This window comes from Collimonas sp. (assembly GCF_039923675.1).
Taxonomy (GTDB): Bacteria; Pseudomonadota; Gammaproteobacteria; order Burkholderiales; family Burkholderiaceae_D; genus Collimonas.
The window spans coordinates 1-16,713 of the sequence record NZ_JBDTCG010000030.1 but is presented as its reverse complement, the minus strand read 5'-3'; the positions used below and the strand labels follow the sequence as shown (position 1 = coordinate 16,713).

The following is a 16,713-nucleotide window of genomic DNA, read 5'->3' as shown; positions in this document are numbered from 1 at the left end:
AAGAACCTTCTACTTCGCGTCACCATCACTACCAGTTCGCGTCGCCAACAAATCGTTTTGTTTGTCAGCAGCAGAGAGATGAGATTATGTAGCGTTTCAAGTTTTTCGTCAACTTCTTTTTTACTTCTTACCGAAAAACTTTTTACTAACCACACCAACTTCATCCCACTTATTCCCCATCAAACTTCGCTCGCAAATCAGCATCTTTACCACTCTGCTGCTTCGCTTCTTTCGCGTCGTTCTCAACGGGAGGCGAACTATAGCAATCCCTCCCGTTGGTGGCAAGCATTTTGTTAAATATTTTTAAAAACAGGTAAACGCTTGCCCAGGAACGCTTGCATGCCTTCCTTTTGATCCTCTGTGGCGAAGGTGCTGTGGAACAGGCGGCGCTCATAATTGATGCCTTCCGCCAGCGTGGTTTCATAGGCGCGGTTGACCGATTCCTTGATCATCATTACCGCCGGCAGCGACATCGAGGAGATCACGATCGCCGCTTCCAGCGCTTCCTGCAACAGGCGCTCCAGCGGCACGACGCGGGAAACCAGGCCGGCGCGTTCGGCTTCGGCGGCATCCATCATGCGAGCGGTGAGGCACATGTCCATGGCCTTCGATTTCGATACTGCGCGAGGCAGACGTTGGGTACCACCGGCACCAGGGATGATGCCCAGCTTGATTTCCGGCTGGCCGAACTTGGCGTTGTCGGCGGCAATAATGAAGTCGCACATCATGGCCAGCTCACAACCGCCGCCCAAGGCGAAGCCAGCAACAGCAGCGATCACCGGCTTGCGGATGCTGCGGATCTGTTCCCAGTTGCGGGTAATGTAGTCGCCTTTGAAGACATCCATATAGCTCAGCTCTGCCATGCCGCCGATATCGGCGCCGGCGGCGAAAGCCTTGTCGCTTCCGGTCAGAACGATGCAACCGATCTCCGGATCGGCATCAAATTTCACCAACGCCTGGCCCAGCTCGGTCATCAGCTGGTCATTCAGGGCATTCAAGGCTTTAGGACGGTTCAGATGGATCAAACCGACTTTCCCTTGCGTTTCAACCAGAATATTTTCGTATGTCATTACAGATCCAATCTTTATGTGCGTTATTACAGTTGGTAACTACGTATGCTAATTCAGCTCAATTGTAGCGCCGCTAAGTCAGATAAGGGATAGGATGACCATATTGCAAGTACGCAATGCGGCCAGTTCAAGGAATTTTTCAAATTACCAACTGTCTATATATATACAAGCTGACTATATTACCGACAAGATCGCCCGATTTTGACCGACACCCCTTTAACTAGAAGGAGGCAAGCCATGTTCAAAACCATTCTTGTGCCCACCGACGGCTCTCATTTGTCGGAAAAGGCCATCAATACAGCGATTGAATTTGCAAAATTCAGCAGCGGCAAAATATACGCCCTCTCTGTCGCCGAGCCCTATCCGTTCTCGCCGATGGCGGAAAGCAGCATGGCCACCGATCCCGGCACCTATGAAGAAAACATGCTGGCGCTGGCCAAGCTGAACGTACAAAAAGTCGCCGATGCCGCAAAAACCGCCGGCGTGCCTTGTGAAATGCTGACAGCCCAAGCGTTTAATCCAGATGAAGAAATCATCAGTGCCGCCGAAAAATACCATTGCGACGCGATTTTCATGGCTTCGCACGGGCGCAGCGGCCTGAGCCGGCTGTTTTTGGGCAGTAAAACCCAGAGAGTCCTGGCGCATTCGACCATTCCTGTGCTGGTATTGCGTTAAAGCAATCAAGCCGGGCTCGATGTCAAACGAAATCAAGTCCGGCCGCTAACGCATCTCTATATATATTAGAGGCTGCTCAACGCTGATTAACGCGCCGCAGCTACCTTCGGCAGCAACAGCCACATCATGCCGCGCTGCTTCATCTTGCCGGCCTTGTCACCGGCTTCGTTGCCAAAACCCCAAAAATAATCGGCTCGGACTGCGCCCTTGATCGCGCCGCCGGTATCCTGCGCCACCACCAGTTGCTGTAACGGCGCATTGTTATTAGGCTGGGTGGTCGCCAGGAATACCGGCGTCCCCAGCGGCACGAACTGGGGGTCGACGGCAATCGAGCGCATCGGCGTCAGCGGCACGCCTTGTGCACCCTTCGGCCCTTTGCTCGGATCCAGTACTTTCTCTTCTCTAAAGAAGACATAGCTTGGATTCGCGTTCAGCAACTCCTGCTGCCGCGCAGGATTGGCCGCCAGCCAGCCTTTGATGCCCTGCGCCGACGCTTGGGCCAATGTCAATTCGCCTTTATCCACCAGATAGCGGCCGATCGAGCGGTAGGGATAACCGTTCTGGTCGGCATAGGCAACCCGCACAATACTGCTGCCGTCATTCATCTGCACACGGCCGGAACCCTGTACCTGCAGGAAAAACGCATCGATCGGATCATCCACCCAGAGGATTTCCTTGCCAGCCAGGACGCCGGATTTATCCAACTCGGCGCGGCTTGGGTAAGGCACGACCTTATTGCCGACCATGCGGCCGCGCAAACGCAAACCTTTCAATTCCGGGTAAATGCTTGCCAGATCGACCGTGATCAGATCGTCCGGGGCGCGGTAAATCGGCGTCTGATAAGGGCCGCCGCGCTTGCGCGCGCCTTTCAGCAAGGGTTCGTAGTAACCTGTGACCAGGCCGTTATCGCTGCCATCCGCATTGATCACCTGATAAGGCGTGAAAAAAGACTGGAAGAATGTGCGGATGGCTTTTTCATTACCGCCATCCAGGCCTGCCGCTACCGCGCAAGGCTCTTTCCAGTCGCTTTTACGCGCCTGCGTCGTGCAAGATGTCAAAAACGCCGGCAACACCTGGCGCAAATCGTCATTACCCCAGCCCGGCAGGGTGGCAAACGTGGTGGCGCGCAAGTTGGCACCCGGGGCAACCGATGACAAGCCCGGCGCGACGCCGGGACGCGGCGCTTCCTGCGCAGGGGGAGTGACGGGAGTCGTAGTTAATGGTGTAGTAGTACAAGCAGCTAAACTGAACCCGATAACAAGAACAGAAACGGGTAAACTGAGACGTTTAAATAGCATTTAGGATTCTTTATGTGGTTAGTGGCTCTCGAAGCTTGCTTCGCCTTCTTTGTATTCGCATTCATTGTCTGGTGGACCATGTTTTCCGGCCGCAAGCCGGATCAAAAGCCGGGTCAAAAGCCGCCAAGCAAATCGCTACCGCCCAAAGACGACAAAAAGGGCCAATAAGTTCCTTCCTCAATGCAAGGTGCGTGGCAGGGACAGGATGAATTCCGGAATGCGCGCCTCGAATTGCTCGCCGTCTTCGGCCACGCAGAAATATTCGCCCAGCATCGAGCCTTGCGGCGTCGCCATCGAAGTGCCGCTGGTGTATTCGAACTGCTCGCCCGGCTGCAGCAGCGGCTGATGGCCGACCACACCCAGGCCGCGTACTTCTTCCACATGATTGTTGGCGTCGGTAATCACCCAATGGCGCGAAATCAGCTGCGCGGCGACTTGCCCGGTGTTCTTGATCGTGATCGCATAGGCAAATACATAGTGTGAACTGTCCGGCTGGGATTGTTCTTCCAGATACTGGGTTCTGACAGTGACGGTGAATTCATAGGCTGCCATGCTGGTTTCCTTGGTTGATGCTTGATTGATGCATACGTATATGTGAGGCTAACGGCCCATTGCACACGAATTTCTCCGCCGGCGCAAGCCGCAAGGACGCGCAGCCGGGGCTAAAGGGTAAAATAGCGATCTTTTGCGCCTTTCCTGGATAGCCCTCATGCCAACCTACCGTATCGCTCCAAGTATCCTCTCCGCCGACTTTGCCCGCCTGGGCGAAGAAGTACGCAATGTCGTCCGCGACGGCGCCGACATGATCCACTTCGACGTCATGGACAATCATTACGTGCCTAACCTGACCATCGGCCCGCTGGTATGCGAAGCGATCCGGCCGCATGTGCAGGTGCCGATCGACGTCCACCTGATGGTCAAGCCGGTAGACCGCATCATTCCCGACTTTGCCAAGGCCGGCGCCAACATCATCACTTTCCATCCGGAAGGCTCGGAACACGTCGACCGTTCGCTGCAACTGATCCGCGACCACGGCTGCAAAGCCGGGCTGGTGTTCAATCCGGCAACTTCGCTGGATTACCTGGACTATGTGATGGACAAGATCGACATCATCCTGATCATGTCGGTCAACCCCGGTTTCGGCGGCCAGTCGTTCATCCCTGAAGCGCTCAAGAAAATCGCCGAAGCGCGCCGCCGCATCGACGAATCGGGCCACGACATCATGCTGGAAGTCGACGGCGGCATCAAGATCGAGAATATCGCAGCAGCAGCCAAAGCCGGCGCCGATACCTTTGTCGCCGGCTCGGCCATCTTCAGCAAGCCAGACTACAAGGCCGTCATCGACGACATGCGCGCGCAGCTGGCAAATATATGAATACAGTGACGACCGCAGCGATTGCGCTGACCGGCATCAAGGCGGTCATCATCGACCTCGACGGCACCATGCTGGACACCGCGCCGGACTTCCACGCCGCGGTCAATCGCATGCGCGGCGAGCTGGATCTGGCGCCGCTGCCGCAACAAACCATCGTCGATTTCGTCGGCAAAGGCAGCGAGAACCTGATCCGCAAGGTACTCGGCGTCGATTACCCGTCTGCGCAAGTTGAACAGCACTTCGAGGCAGCGCTGGATTCCTATCAACGCCACTACGCAGTGGTCAACGGCAGCTTTGCCGCAGTTTATCCGGGCGTACTGGAAGGTTTGCAAGCCATGCGCAAGCAAGGCCTGCGGCTGGCTTGCGTCACCAACAAACCCCTACTGTTTGCCGAAGCATTGCTGGAAAAAGTCGGTTTGCTCGACTATTTCGAGGTGGTTTACGGCGGCGATTCGTTTCCGAAAAAGAAACCTGACCCGATGCCGCTGCTGGCGGTGTGCGCCGATTTCAAGCTGCAACCGTCGCAAGTGCTAGCCATCGGCGACTCCAGCAACGACGCCCAGGCTGCCCGCGCGGCCGGTTGTCCGGTATTTAACGTGCCCTACGGATACAATCACGGCGAGTCTATACAAGATGTCGATTCCGATGGTATAGTCACCTCGCTGCTTGTTGCGGCGCAAAATATAAGCCACTGAATCAACTGATTTAAGACTGCCCTATCTCTCATGTTTTTCAACAAAAAACTTCATGTCCTCCTAGCCGCCCCCGGGGCCTGGCTATGGCGACGCTGGCAATCCTGGGCTAACTGAGACCCACTGATAGCTGCTGCCTGAACAAATGCAAGCGGACAGAATCGCCGGATTCGGTGATTCGCCAAACTGTAACAGGCAACGTTTTTTGTAATGAACCACCGCTGTTCTACAATAGCGGTCTGGAGAGAAACATGACCGAACTCGAATTCAAATCGCTGGCCACGCAAGGCTACAACCGCATCCCGCTGATCGCCGAAGCATTCGCCGATCTCGAAACGCCATTGACGCTATACCTGAAACTGGCGCAAACCCAGCAGACCGGCAAGAATACTTTCCTGCTTGAATCGGTCGTCGGCGGCGAGCGTTTTGGCCGCTACTCCTTCATCGGCCTGCCCGCGACGACCCTGCTGCGCAGCTACGGCACACGGATCGAAGTGGTCAAGCACGACGAGGTGGTCGAAAGCCTGGAAGGCAATCCGCTCGATTTCATCGCTGAATTCCAGTCGCGCTATAAAGTGGCGCTGCGTCCTGGTTTGCCACGTTTTTGCGGCGGCCTAGCCGGTTATTTCGGTTACGACACGGTGCGCCATATCGAAAAGCGGCTGGCGCACTCGACGCCCAAGGACGATCTCGGCCTGCCCGACATCCAATTGCTGCTGACCGAAGAACTGGCGGTAATCGACAACCTGTCCGGCAAACTGTACCTGATCGTGTATGCCGACCCGACCCAGCCGGAAGCCTTCTCCAAAGGCCGACAGCGGCTGAAAGACTTGCGCAACATGCTGCGCCGTCCTGCCGATGCACCGGTCACTTCGGCATCGGTACGCACTGAAACCATTCGCGAATTCAAGCGTGAAGATTATTTGAAAGCAGTCGCCAAGGCCCAGGAATATGTGATGGCTGGCGACCTGATGCAAGTCCAGATCGGCCAGCGCATCAAGAAACCCTACGTCGATTCACCGCTGATGCTATACCGCGCCCTGCGCTCGCTGAATCCGTCGCCGTACATGTATTTCTATAATTTCGGCGACATGCAGATTGTCGGCGCCTCGCCGGAAATCCTGGTGCGCAATGAACAGACTTCAGCGCCCAAGGCCGGCGGCGAAGCCAAGCGCAAAATCACCATCCGCCCTCTGGCCGGCACCCGCCCGCGCGGCAGCACGCCGGAACATGACGCGCAACTGGCCACCGAACTGCTGGCCGATCCGAAGGAAATCGCCGAACACGTGATGCTGATCGACCTGGCGCGCAACGACATCGGCCGTATCGCCGAAACCGGCAGCGTCAAGGTCACCGACCAGATGGTGATCGAAAAATATTCGCATGTGCAGCACATCGTCTCGAATGTCGAAGGCGAACTCAAATCCGGCTTATCGAACCTGGATGTATTGAAAGCCACTTTCCCGGCCGGTACCTTGTCCGGTGCGCCGAAGGTGCGCGCCATGGAAATCATCGACGAGCTGGAACTGACCAAGCGCGGCATCTATGGCGGTGCCTGCGGCTACCTGTCGTTCGGCGGTGAAATGGATGTTGCCATCGCGATCCGCACCGGCGTCATCAAGGACGGCATGCTGTATGTGCAGGCCGCGGCCGGCATCGTCGCCGATTCGGTGCCCGAGATGGAATGGCAGGAAACCGAGAACAAGGCGCGCGCGGTACTACGCGCAGCGGAACAGGTACAAGACGGTCTGGATGGAGAAATCTGATGCTGCTAATGATCGACAACTATGATTGTCGTTCGGCAGAATCCGGCGGTATACGTCACCTAGTCCAGAACCCGCATAAAACCTAACGAATGTGTTCAGAATCGTCCGGCTGCGAACAGTGACAGCCGGATAAAAACCGGATAACCTACAGGATAAAAATCCACGTTATCCGGTATGCCATCACTTACAGACACAAAAATCCGCAACGCAAAGCCAACGGCCAAGCCTTATGTACTTCAGGACGGCAACGGCCTATATCTCGAAGTCCGCCCGTCCGGCACCAAATATTGGCGCTATCGATTCTGGCTCACACCAACCAAAGATGGCCGCTATACGATTGGCGAATATCCTGCAGTATCCCTCTCCGAAGCACGCCGCGAACGCGAACGCGCCCGCGAGATGGTCAAGCAGGGCATCAACCCGACGCACGAAAAGCAAACCGATAAGCTACGACAGGCAACGTCCCGGGCGAACACCTTTGAAGCCGTCACGCGTGAATGGCTGGCAAAGAAAGCTGACAAGGTGTCGCCCTACACGCTCAAGCAAATGACAAATGCCTTTGAACAAAATGCATTCCCAAAAATCGGGCGCTGGCCCATTCGCAACGTCACGGCTGCGCACTTGCTAGATATTTTGCAAACAATGGAAACTCGGGGAGCAACCACGTTCGCAATCCAGTTGCGCCAATGGTGCTCCGCAGTCTTTCGACACGCAGTGGTCACACTCCGCGCCGATGCCGATCCGGCCGCAGCGCTCAAGGGTGCGTTGATTCGGCCAAAGATCAATCACAGCAAGCCGATGATGCCTGAGCAGATCGGGGATTTTTTAGCCCGACTCAGAAAATACGGCGGCAACCGGACAACGGTCCTGGCAATGCGACTGATGCTCTATACTTTCGTTCGCACGCTGGAATTGCGGAAGTCAAGCTGGGAGGAGTTTGATCTAGAAAATGCCGAGTGGCGAATCCCGGCAGAGCGTATGAAAATGCGTCGACCGCATACCGTGCCGCTGCCAACACAAGCGATTGCGATACTTGAAGAGTTGAAGAGAATAACAGGCGCTGGCACCTGGCTGTTTCCAAATTTCCGGCGACCTGATGATGTGATGAGCGCGACAACAATCAATCGCGCCCTGGAGAACATGGGTTATGACTCTGGCCTTTGGACTGGTCACGACTTCCGCGCCACAGCCTCAACCCAATTGTACGAGATGGGATACCGCACCGAATGGATCGAGCGGCAATTGGCCCATGCTGAAGAAAACAAAACAAAAGCAGCCTATAACCATGCCGAGTATCTTGTCGAGCGACGAAAGATGCTTCAGGCATGGGCAGACTGGATAGATCAAATCCCCGAGAAAGTTATCAAAATAACGATCACGCCGCAACAGCTCGCGCAAGCGGCCTGATTAGCGCGCGGCGCTGTATTTGTCGGGCGATCCATTCTTGAACCTCTGATTCGACCCAACCAGAAATACGACCTAGCTTGACCTGCTGCGGGAAAGTACCGTCCTTTATTTTTTCATAAATGACGGTCTTTCCCAAACCGACCATTTCCTGTACTTGGGGCAAACGAATAAACCGTTGATTCATTTTTACATCTCCTCGCTACTGATATTTATGTTTTCAATTGGCGCCATGACGACGGCTTTTTGCCATATTTCTTTCATAGGGACTCCATTACCGCTCCAATAAAGACGGTCGCCGCTTCGGCGTTGATCGCGTTGCCAAAGGCGCGCAGTCGTCCCACTCTGGAGGTAGCCCCATGAGCCAACGGGAATGTGCCGGATTCAACTGGCCGCCACTTTCCATCCGTGCATCTAAGCCAGTCAGCATCTCGCCAGAAGCCGTTAACCTCGCCGGTCCGGATGCCAACATTGCGAAGTCGTTCAGATTCGATCCATGCCGAGTTGGTCCCATAGCCCTCTTCGCTTGGCCGCCGCCGCTGCTGTCCATGGCTTGCGGTGTTGGCCAACCTGCTAACTGCGCCGTCACGTCCAACGTATCGGTGCTGACCTTCCCATTGCGAATTCGTCCTCCGATATATCCGCCCTTGTGATCCCGAGTTGTTGGAGTGGGCCACGAACCACAAGCGTTGCCTGATGTTCGGCGACCCGACGCCCGCAGCAGGGATACCGACCGGCGCGAAGGCGTAATCACTTCCTTCCATGTCAGTTTGTACAAGGTCGAGCCAACCGAGGCCAATTGCAGCTTCAACTTGCTCACCAAGGACGACCCCAGGGCGACGCTCTCGGATGAGATGGTGCCAAGCTGGCCATAAGTGCCGCTCATCAGAAAGCCCAGTTCCTCTGCCTGCCGCGCTGAAAGGTTGGCACGGACAGGAACCTGTCCAAACAGGTCGATCGTCTGGCCAACCCGCACGGCGCAGGGCATATGACCACACGCCGATGCCGGCGAAAAAATGGCACTGCGTGTATCCGCGCAAATCATCTGGTTTAACATCTTCGATACTCCTTTCATCCACATCACCTGGCGCTATGTGGCCAGCACTAATTAGATTTCGCAGCCACTGAGCGGCGTATTTATTGATTTCGTTGTAGTAAGCCGCCATCGGCTAACGTTCCATTGGGGAGAGTTCGATGTGCTCCTTTGCGCAATCGGAGCCAAACCACATTGCCGATGGTGGACCAACATGATCGGCAGTGAGGATGGTTGAAACAGGCACGGCGCAGAATATGCCCGGCCACTGATGGTCGAGTTCGATCCAGGCGTGCATCTCGCCATTGCTGATATCCCGACGCAGGCCATTGACATAGCCGACCTGGATGCCATCGCCGCTATCGAACGTGACTCTGTCGTGGATTGCGACCGACACGGTGTGAACTGCTTCAGTCATGGAACGCTCCCAGGAGCAGGCCGACCAGCAGTGCAACGAGAATGAGCAGCGCCGTGAAGAATGCCAGCACGCCGTGATAGCGGATCTTGTGGCGTATCAATGCCGGCTCGATGATCTCGGCGATTCCCACCAGGGCGAAGGCGATAAGCGAATTGAGGCACACGTACATCATGGTTTTCATAGGTCGTTCTCAGTCATAAAAATTCGTGGGTAGGGGCAGGCGTGGAGCGCGGCCCAGATAGCAACCAGGCGCTTGCGTGCAGTCATGTCGTTGTTGTCGTAGGCGGCTGTTTCCAGCTTCGCCATGCGTTCACGTTCGCCGTTCCTGGCGTCCGCAAAATCCTTGGTTTCCCGCTCCAGATCCTTCGATTTCTTCTCGATGGCGGACCAGTCGGTCGGCTGATAGGCGGGTTGCGGATTCTTTTCGATGAAATCAGCAAGCCGGACGGCGATAGCTGCCGATTCTTCCGGCGTTAAAACCGAAGTGGAGATTTTCTTCTTCGATTTTTGCGTACAGTTATTTACACCAGTCCAAGGGAAGTCAAAAACAACAGCCTTGGTGGCGCCGACGACGGTCCACTGATACCGGACCGATTCATACACAGCATTGGGATTCCATACGTGATAGATGCCGCAAGGCTTGTCGGCCTCATAGGTCGCATACTTCCCCTCGATCACGGTCAGACGTTTGGCGATTTTCACCAACCCCTTGCGCCCGACTGTCGGGCCTCCCTGCGCCCGCAGGTAGTCGCGGAAGGACGCTTGCTTGATCGTCTTGACTGTCTTGACGCGCTTGCCGTCGACAATATTGATTTCGGTGGCCTTGATGCTCTGCGCGGCCTGCCACGCCGATTTCACCGCTTCGGGTGCATGCAGGATGCTTTCGCTCTTGACGCGCCGCAATTCGCGCCATGGACCGATAGGAGCGCCGCCAACTTGTTGAAACTGGCGAATACCCCAGGTCTGCGCCCAATAGCAAACGCGCTGGCTTGGCGTAATCAATTCATCACCGACCAGATCGTCGGTCACCACGTAGGTGCGACCATCTTCCCGCATGTGGTGGTCGCCCACATTCGCGCCATCGATATTCTTGGCGATATATTTGGCGATGTAGCCAGCAGCAGTGCCTTTGCCTGCCTCAATACGCACCAGCTTGACGCGATTCTTGGCCGCGCCGCGCTCGTTACCATCTTCGAGCAGCGCATAAGCAGTAATGACGGCCTCGTAGCGTTCCTGGTGTTCAGGCGGCACAAACATCAGCATGTGCCAATGCGGACAGCCATCATGGTGTGGCTCGGCGATGCGGATGCCATACGCATGGATGCCATCCCGGTGCAGCTTGGAGCGTATGCATTTCCACACGTCGCACAGATACGCTTGGGCATCGCGTGGCGTCGGTTCTCCGAAGTCTAAGTATTTCGGGTTCGCCTCGCCGCTCTTGCTCATTACCGCGTGATACTTCGATGGTGCTGTGATGGTGGCGAAGACGCCGACATGACCCAAGTCGAAAGCGATCTCCTCGAAACCACGGATGCGCGCCATCAGTTCGTCACGCCGAATCGACTTGTTGGCGGTCCCTAGTGCGGCCAACTCTTCCAGGCTATAGGTCTGTCCGTTTTCATTTTGCATTTCAATCGATGCCAACAGCTTTGCATTCTGCTTGTTGCGGCGCTGCTGCCGGTAGGCGGTTTCATTGCTGACATACGCACCGGTCTTGAAGCTGGTGAAGCCCAGACGGATCGCCATATGTTCGCAGCGGCGCGCATGCGCCTTGCGGATGCCGCGATGCCACCAAGCCTTATCCACGGCGCGACGGATGATCTCGACTTCTTCTTTACCTGCCGGTGGCGGCACTTGGAGACGCTCACAGACCAGCCGTATGGCTGACACAATCGCGTCCAGGGATTGGAGGTTGGCGCAAAGCTGATAGCACTCTCGGGCGGCGCTATCAGCCGCCCGGTAAATCGCACCATCGGACGCGTCGAGCGGCAACAATTGCTGTTCGGTCCAGATTTCGTCGATAACATCGACCTTGTGTTCGTGCTTCTGGTAGCCGTCGCGGGCAAACAGATCGCGCAGAGCGCGGCCCATACGCCGGGGCAGGCCGGTAATGCCCTCAGTAGAATAAAAGCGATAACTCATTGTTTTGCGGCGATGCCGTCCGATTCGTGACCAGGTGCTGGAAACTGACTAGTGACTTCGCCGCCCTGGGCGCAGCGCAGGACAAGTTCCAGTTCTTTGATGAGGCGGCGGGCTTCGCAGTGCATCTTGCCGCGCTCCAGAGCAGTCAATGATTGCAAGGTGGCCTCGCTCTTTTTAGCGTCCAGGTCAGCCATCCACATAATCATCTTGCGGACACGCGGCGAGACGCGCCGCCAATGTGCTGCACGGATGGATTCTTTGTCACCGGCCAGGACGACATAGGCGTGCTGCAAGTGTGTTTGCGCGATGTCCTGGTGCGCCTGTTGGGATAGTCTGGCCATGGCTTACCCCTTGATAAAGCCGGCGGCTTGCAGCAACGGACCGGCCATCATCAAGGCACAGCCGAACGTGACGACGCACAAATCGAAGAAGAATTTTTTCATACGGTCACCTGTGCATTAGTGACCAATTCGCCTACGGTGAGGGAGTGCAGACCAGTTTCGAGATGCAGTACCCATTGGTGCGTGCTGCCATCCTCAAATTGGAAGAGGATTCGCTGCACCGAAAATATCCCAATGCCATCGTGGTGACGTGCTTGTACCGGCTTGACCGTAATGGTTTTCAACTGGGTGAAAACAGTTTCTACTGACATGATTGACCTTTCTTCAGGGTGAGCGAATCCCGCACGTCTGAAAACAGACGTTGCAGGTAACAACGGGAGGGGTACGGCGAACTAGCGGGTGATTACGGCGGCGCTAGGATGTGAGGTATCTTTTTCATGGATGGCTCACAGTTTCAGCGCCAGTTGATTGGCGCAGGCATTGCGGACGTGCTGCGAAACGTGGATGCGTACATCGGGGTTCGGCATTGCCGACATCGACAAAGTACGAAGCACTTCCAGGCTGGCGACAAAGACGTGACCGCAATCCGGGTTCTGGCACATGTAGGTAATCTCTTTCATCATGTCCGACATGGTGCGACTTTTAGCGGCACGCACGCGATGGTGGCAATGTGGACAGGGAATGCTGATGACTCTCATGTGCGTGGCTTATTGACGAGTTGCAAGGACGCGTTTGTAGGTTTCCAGACCGAGTACGACAGTGGCGTGGAGGAACCAGGAGAGAGATTCCTCTTCATTGGCGGCGTAATGTCTGAGCTCAACCACTTCGTCCGGCGTCAAGCGCACGTTGCGGGTCTCGCAAATTGTGCCGTTCGGTAGGCGCTTTGCTTTTGGCAATATTTTCATGGTGCTATGATGTGTGGTAACTAAGGGTAGGGTAATTATAAAGTATTAAAGTAATATTTGCGAATGGATTTTATGGAATTTAATAATATTGGCGCTCGACTGCATGAGGAGCGGAATCGTTTGGGATTCACTCAACAGGAATTGACTCAGCGTATTGGGATTACCCAGAATATGTGGAGCAAATATGAGCGTGGACAGGCTGTGCCGGGGGGAGATGTGCTTGCTGCACTCTTAGCAATTGGCGGGGATGTTCTATATGTTCTCTCAGGGCAACATACGGATAACCCTGTTTCGGCAGAGGAAAAGGAGCTCCTTTCAATTTTTCGGAAATTGGATCTGCGAGGCAAAGTGAATCTGCTCGGTATGGCGGATGTCGTCGGTAAAACTCCAACAGAAATGGCGAAACCAACGCCGTCGACGCGTGTCGGGAGTATGCAGTTTCATAAGGGTGTCAAAGTAGGGCAGCACATTGTTGGTGATATTACTGCGCCGCAAACGATCAATGTTGGCGGTGGTAAGAGGGCGAAAAAGCCTAAAAAAAATTTGGAACAATAGATTTTGTGCGTGGAGCAGAAAAGACGTAGCGCACATCGGACAACTGGTTACAGGCAACATGGTAGTCATGTCCGATGCGTTGGATACAATTAAGCCGGCAGTGCTTGAGCTGCTGACGGAACAACAGTCAAACGGAAATCGCCGGCTAAAACGCGCCTTCCGATTACAGTCTGCGGCATTCATGACGGCGCTATTGACTGGAACCTGGCCATTATTCCAGGGACCTACGGTAGTGAAAGCAGCATCGGAACCATACTGTCGATCAGACCAGCATTTTTATGGGGTTGGCGCACTAGTTAAGAAAGCGAACGGTGCGTACCGGGAATGCTTTCTGGATCGACCTGGTGCGCTACCCTATTGGGGGACGGAATCGCGGCCCCGTTCGCGGGCACCGCGACTGACGTAACGTGTAGTAAACCAGAGCTGACCTGCCAATTAGTGTCAGATTTCATCGCGCCTCGAAGCCTCCCGAACTCCCGAGTTTGGCCAAAACCTGATATTCGCACATCCGATCAATTCATGGCCTCCTCAAGATTCGGTTGTCAGATAGGATATTTTGCATCTACGCTGGTATGCACTGTCTGCTGGGTTTCGTTGAAATCTTTGCGTATGTAAAAACAAATGGACTGCGAAGCTAGAAGGCAGGCCACGTTTAAAGGTTTCACAGGAGCATTTTGTCCCGCAGAACGTTCGGCCTATATTAGGTTAGATTGAAAGAAACTTTGGGAATATGCAATGACTGATAACATGTCCAAGTACACTATTTACACGTTGCGCGGGTTACCCGCCGGAGTGTTCGGTGAAGCGTACGCCATCGTCACAGGTACAGAGGTCGATCAAGGGGAGTATACGGCCGAGCATTTCATTTTGACGCAGCTACCGAACGAAGCACTTCACATGGGTACTTTCGATATCTCAGGGAACTCATTTCCAACTGAGCTTGGTATAGTGGATACAGACTTTGCCCTAACAGAAGCCCAACACCAAGTAGAGATCGACCTGTTCGCTTTGCTAGAAAAAAGGGCAACTGCACTCGGGCGACCCGACGTGGCTTACCTACCCATCGAACTGAAGCTACAACCCAGACCGTTTGTTGGTTGCGCGATGCGAGGGCGTTTCATGAAACAATTCAAGATTGTTGAGGACGCCACGAAGTGTCCTTCGCTAGCTAGATATCTCGGTTATCTACAGCAAATTAAAGTTATCAGATACGGCGGGTGAAGATGCAATCTAACAAGTCGGTCAGGAGTGACGTTTCGCCGGCAAGCCGGCTCCGCGCGCCCTATCCGAAACGTGAGGGCTCATCAATGAATCAGCGCAACCAGATGTTCATACATTTCGACATTTGCATTGATCGACTGAATGGAGCGTGGCGGACGCTCAAGACAATCAAGGAGCATCCGGGTCATCCCTTGGTCGGATCAGCGTTTCGATTTGCCTTGGTCGAATACGCAGTTTCTTATACAAGATCCGATGGCCCGAACAAAGAACGCTACCGCCTTGATACGCGATACGTTCCTGTCGATTTTCTGCCACGCCACGAACACCTACTCGCATCCAGAAATCAAATTCAAGCACATGCCGATTTAATAATTTTTGATGCGAAGCTCTCGTATATCGACCATGATGGCCAGCGCCTTGTCTCAATTGGACTAAACAACATTAATGGGTTCGAAGAGTTGCCGCACATTGACGAGATCATTCTCCTTATTGAAGGCACTTTGGAAAATATGTATGCCGACAGAGACAATCTCAAACTTACGCTTGAGCCGTAACCCGTCGTTACGGGGGACGCTCACTCTATCGGCGACACATCCCTAGGCTAGGGTGTTGAATGTCTGGTTCGGGGAGATTCGACCAGCGGCTAAGGGGCGAGAGTGGAAGTTCGCAATCTGACGCATCTTGTCAGATAAAGTCACTACTGATGCGCGTAACGACGCCATGGCGATTAACTCGCTTTTCCCTCGTTGTTTTCTTTGATGACCTCGCGCCGCTCCCGAATTTTTCCCCATTCGAGTTTTGCGGCGCGTGCTGCCGTCTGCTTGTTGGCGTAGACGTGCTGCAATGTCTTTGTACTGGCCGTTGCGCCGGCGGCCGGCGCCGCATGTTTTCCCTTACCGGTCGAGGGTGCAAATTCCTGACCGGTCTTCTTGTTGGCAACGTTGCGCCATTTGGCGTACACGCCGGTAATACCAGGATCTGGATCGACCTCATCCTCGCGCTCGACTTCCGCTTCCTCTGTGCGTGTCTCCAGCTCGATGCCGCTAGTAAAGCCGGCGTCGCTGATGCTGTGCCTGACTTTGGCCGTCAGCCAGTCCTGATTATCGATATCTGTTTTGAATCCCACTACTTCCACTGGCGACTGCGGCATCAGCGCAGGATTGCCCAGCGCCAGCGACAGCTCCAAGGTCGCGGCGCCGCGCTGAATGCGCTGCCACTCTGCAACGGCAGCGGCGCGGGCGTCCGCCTCACTAGCGTATGTCGTGCGCAGCCGCTTGCTGTTGCCAGGCAATCCCGCCACCACGCTGCGGCGCATGCCGTGCCGGTCGTCATGCCAGAACACGCGCACACCGCTGTAGCTGTCACGCTCGGCGCTATGATAACGGTGCCTGTCTCCCAGGTTGCGCGTGATGCGGATCACCGGCAAATCGCGCCCTGACGTCGTCTTGCTGCGGCCCGCCGGCATGAACAGCAGGGTGTCGTTTTTCACAGTCGCTGCCGCATCGTATTTCTTGCCCAGCCGGCGCAGGAATGCTGCGTCGCTTTCTCTGGTTTGGTCCAGGTGCGCAATTTTTATCCCCCGCAACGCGTCGGCAATGCCGGCTTTCAGCTCCTGCTGAAACGCGATCACCTCAATCACCGCGCCCAAGGTCGTGTCATGGAAACTGCGCTCGACCGGCTGCCGGAACGTGTCGATCAGGCTTGCCGTCCTGGCGCGCAAGGTCAGTACGTCCGGCGTGCCGCTGTGCTCGATCTCATCGACGGTAAATATGCCCTTGTCGACCAGGCCGGATTCTTGCCAGCCGATTTGCACGTTGA

General features: G+C 55.1%; 22 protein-coding genes. 9 read left to right on the top strand and 13 right to left on the bottom strand.

What is annotated here, in order from left to right; genetic code table 11:
* On the top strand, positions 1–297 hold a 297-nt coding region (locus ABI171_RS06700), incomplete at its 5' end, for a hypothetical protein (protein WP_348099269.1).
* Here the strand turns inward: ABI171_RS06700 and ABI171_RS06695 are convergent.
* Positions 294–1,070: an enoyl-CoA hydratase gene (locus ABI171_RS06695; RefSeq protein WP_348091808.1), complete on the bottom strand. Its 777-nt coding sequence runs from the start codon at positions 1,068–1,070 to the stop codon at positions 294–296. The genes ABI171_RS06700 and ABI171_RS06695 overlap by 4 nt on opposite strands.
* Positions 1,071–1,307: 237 nt before the next feature.
* Between ABI171_RS06695 and ABI171_RS06690 the strand changes: the two genes are divergently transcribed.
* Positions 1,308–1,745, top strand: coding sequence for a universal stress protein (locus ABI171_RS06690; RefSeq protein WP_348091807.1), 438 nt, complete (start codon positions 1,308–1,310; stop codon positions 1,743–1,745).
* Positions 1,746–1,831: 86 nt separating this feature from the next.
* Here ABI171_RS06690 and ABI171_RS06685 read toward each other — a convergent pair whose 3' ends face one another.
* The gene (locus ABI171_RS06685; RefSeq protein WP_348091806.1) at positions 1,832–3,043 is read right to left on the bottom strand and encodes a murein transglycosylase A; all 1,212 of its coding nucleotides are present in this window, start codon (positions 3,041–3,043) and stop codon (positions 1,832–1,834) included.
* A 177-nt stretch (positions 3,044–3,220) separates the two neighbouring features.
* Positions 3,221–3,595, bottom strand: a complete 375-nt coding sequence (apaG, locus tag ABI171_RS06680) for a Co2+/Mg2+ efflux protein ApaG (RefSeq protein WP_038485530.1) — start codon at positions 3,593–3,595, stop codon at positions 3,221–3,223.
* 157 nt (positions 3,596–3,752) lie between these two features.
* On the opposite strand from apaG, the gene rpe reads away from it, so the two are divergent.
* The 4 genes from rpe (at position 3,753) to ABI171_RS06660 (ending at position 8,283) form a co-directional block, all read left to right on the top strand.
* Positions 3,753–4,418, top strand: coding sequence for a ribulose-phosphate 3-epimerase (gene rpe, locus ABI171_RS06675; RefSeq protein WP_348091805.1), 666 nt, complete (start codon positions 3,753–3,755; stop codon positions 4,416–4,418).
* On the top strand, positions 4,415–5,113 hold the full coding sequence (locus ABI171_RS06670; RefSeq protein ID WP_348091804.1) for a phosphoglycolate phosphatase: 699 nt from the start codon (positions 4,415–4,417) through the stop codon (positions 5,111–5,113). The genes rpe and ABI171_RS06670 overlap by 4 nt, the downstream gene beginning before the upstream one ends.
* 248 nt (positions 5,114–5,361) lie before the next feature.
* On the top strand, positions 5,362–6,876 hold the full coding sequence (gene trpE, locus ABI171_RS06665; protein ID WP_348091803.1) for an anthranilate synthase component I: 1,515 nt from the start codon (positions 5,362–5,364) through the stop codon (positions 6,874–6,876).
* Between the two features lie 174 nt (positions 6,877–7,050).
* The gene (locus tag ABI171_RS06660) at positions 7,051–8,283 is read left to right on the top strand and encodes an integrase arm-type DNA-binding domain-containing protein (protein ID WP_348091802.1); all 1,233 of its coding nucleotides are present in this window, start codon (positions 7,051–7,053) and stop codon (positions 8,281–8,283) included.
* Here the strand turns inward: ABI171_RS06660 and ABI171_RS06655 are convergent.
* The 9 genes from ABI171_RS06655 to ABI171_RS06615 form a co-directional block, all read right to left on the bottom strand.
* Complete coding sequence (locus tag ABI171_RS06655) at positions 8,252–8,467, bottom strand: AlpA family transcriptional regulator (protein ID WP_348091801.1); 216 nt, start codon at positions 8,465–8,467, stop codon at positions 8,252–8,254. The two genes, ABI171_RS06660 and ABI171_RS06655, sit on opposite strands and share 32 nt — an antisense overlap.
* Positions 8,468–8,540: 73 nt before the next feature.
* Complete coding sequence (locus ABI171_RS06650; RefSeq protein WP_348091800.1) at positions 8,541–9,446, bottom strand: DNA cytosine methyltransferase; 906 nt, start codon at positions 9,444–9,446, stop codon at positions 8,541–8,543.
* Between the two features lie 3 nt (positions 9,447–9,449).
* Complete coding sequence (locus tag ABI171_RS06645; RefSeq protein ID WP_348091799.1) at positions 9,450–9,731, bottom strand: hypothetical protein; 282 nt, start codon at positions 9,729–9,731, stop codon at positions 9,450–9,452.
* Positions 9,724–9,912, bottom strand: coding sequence for a hypothetical protein (locus ABI171_RS06640; RefSeq protein WP_348091798.1), 189 nt, complete (start codon positions 9,910–9,912; stop codon positions 9,724–9,726). The genes ABI171_RS06645 and ABI171_RS06640 overlap by 8 nt, the downstream gene beginning before the upstream one ends.
* Entirely contained in the window at positions 9,909–11,873 is a 1,965-nt protein-coding gene (locus tag ABI171_RS06635) for a replication endonuclease (RefSeq protein WP_348091797.1), read from the bottom strand. Before ABI171_RS06635 ends, ABI171_RS06640 begins: the two co-directional genes overlap by 4 nt.
* Positions 11,870–12,214, bottom strand: coding sequence for a hypothetical protein (locus tag ABI171_RS06630; protein WP_348091796.1), 345 nt, complete (start codon positions 12,212–12,214; stop codon positions 11,870–11,872). Before ABI171_RS06630 ends, ABI171_RS06635 begins: the two co-directional genes overlap by 4 nt.
* Before the next feature lie 98 nt (positions 12,215–12,312).
* Positions 12,313–12,525, bottom strand: coding sequence for a hypothetical protein (locus tag ABI171_RS06625; RefSeq protein ID WP_348091795.1), 213 nt, complete (start codon positions 12,523–12,525; stop codon positions 12,313–12,315).
* A 135-nt stretch (positions 12,526–12,660) separates the two neighbouring features.
* On the bottom strand, positions 12,661–12,912 hold the full coding sequence (locus tag ABI171_RS06620; RefSeq protein ID WP_081992550.1) for an ogr/Delta-like zinc finger family protein: 252 nt from the start codon (positions 12,910–12,912) through the stop codon (positions 12,661–12,663).
* Positions 12,913–12,921: 9 nt separating this feature from the next.
* Positions 12,922–13,119, bottom strand: coding sequence for a hypothetical protein (locus ABI171_RS06615; RefSeq protein WP_348091794.1), 198 nt, complete (start codon positions 13,117–13,119; stop codon positions 12,922–12,924).
* A gap of 72 nt (positions 13,120–13,191) precedes the next feature.
* Here ABI171_RS06615 and ABI171_RS06610 point away from each other — a divergent pair, with 72 nt between their 5' ends.
* The 3 genes from ABI171_RS06610 to ABI171_RS06600 all read left to right on the top strand — a co-directional run bounded on the left by ABI171_RS06610 (position 13,192) and on the right by ABI171_RS06600 (position 15,449).
* Positions 13,192–13,674, top strand: a complete 483-nt coding sequence (locus ABI171_RS06610; protein WP_348091793.1) for a helix-turn-helix transcriptional regulator — start codon at positions 13,192–13,194, stop codon at positions 13,672–13,674.
* A 735-nt stretch (positions 13,675–14,409) separates the two neighbouring features.
* Entirely contained in the window at positions 14,410–14,895 is a 486-nt protein-coding gene (locus ABI171_RS06605) for a hypothetical protein (RefSeq protein ID WP_348091792.1), read from the top strand.
* Positions 14,896–14,981: 86 nt separating this feature from the next.
* Entirely contained in the window at positions 14,982–15,449 is a 468-nt protein-coding gene (locus tag ABI171_RS06600) for a hypothetical protein (RefSeq protein WP_348091791.1), read from the top strand.
* 173 nt (positions 15,450–15,622) lie between these two features.
* Here ABI171_RS06600 and ABI171_RS06595 read toward each other — a convergent pair.
* The coding region (locus ABI171_RS06595) for a contractile injection system protein, VgrG/Pvc8 family (protein ID WP_348091790.1) at positions 15,623–16,713 on the bottom strand (1,091 nt) is incomplete at its 5' end.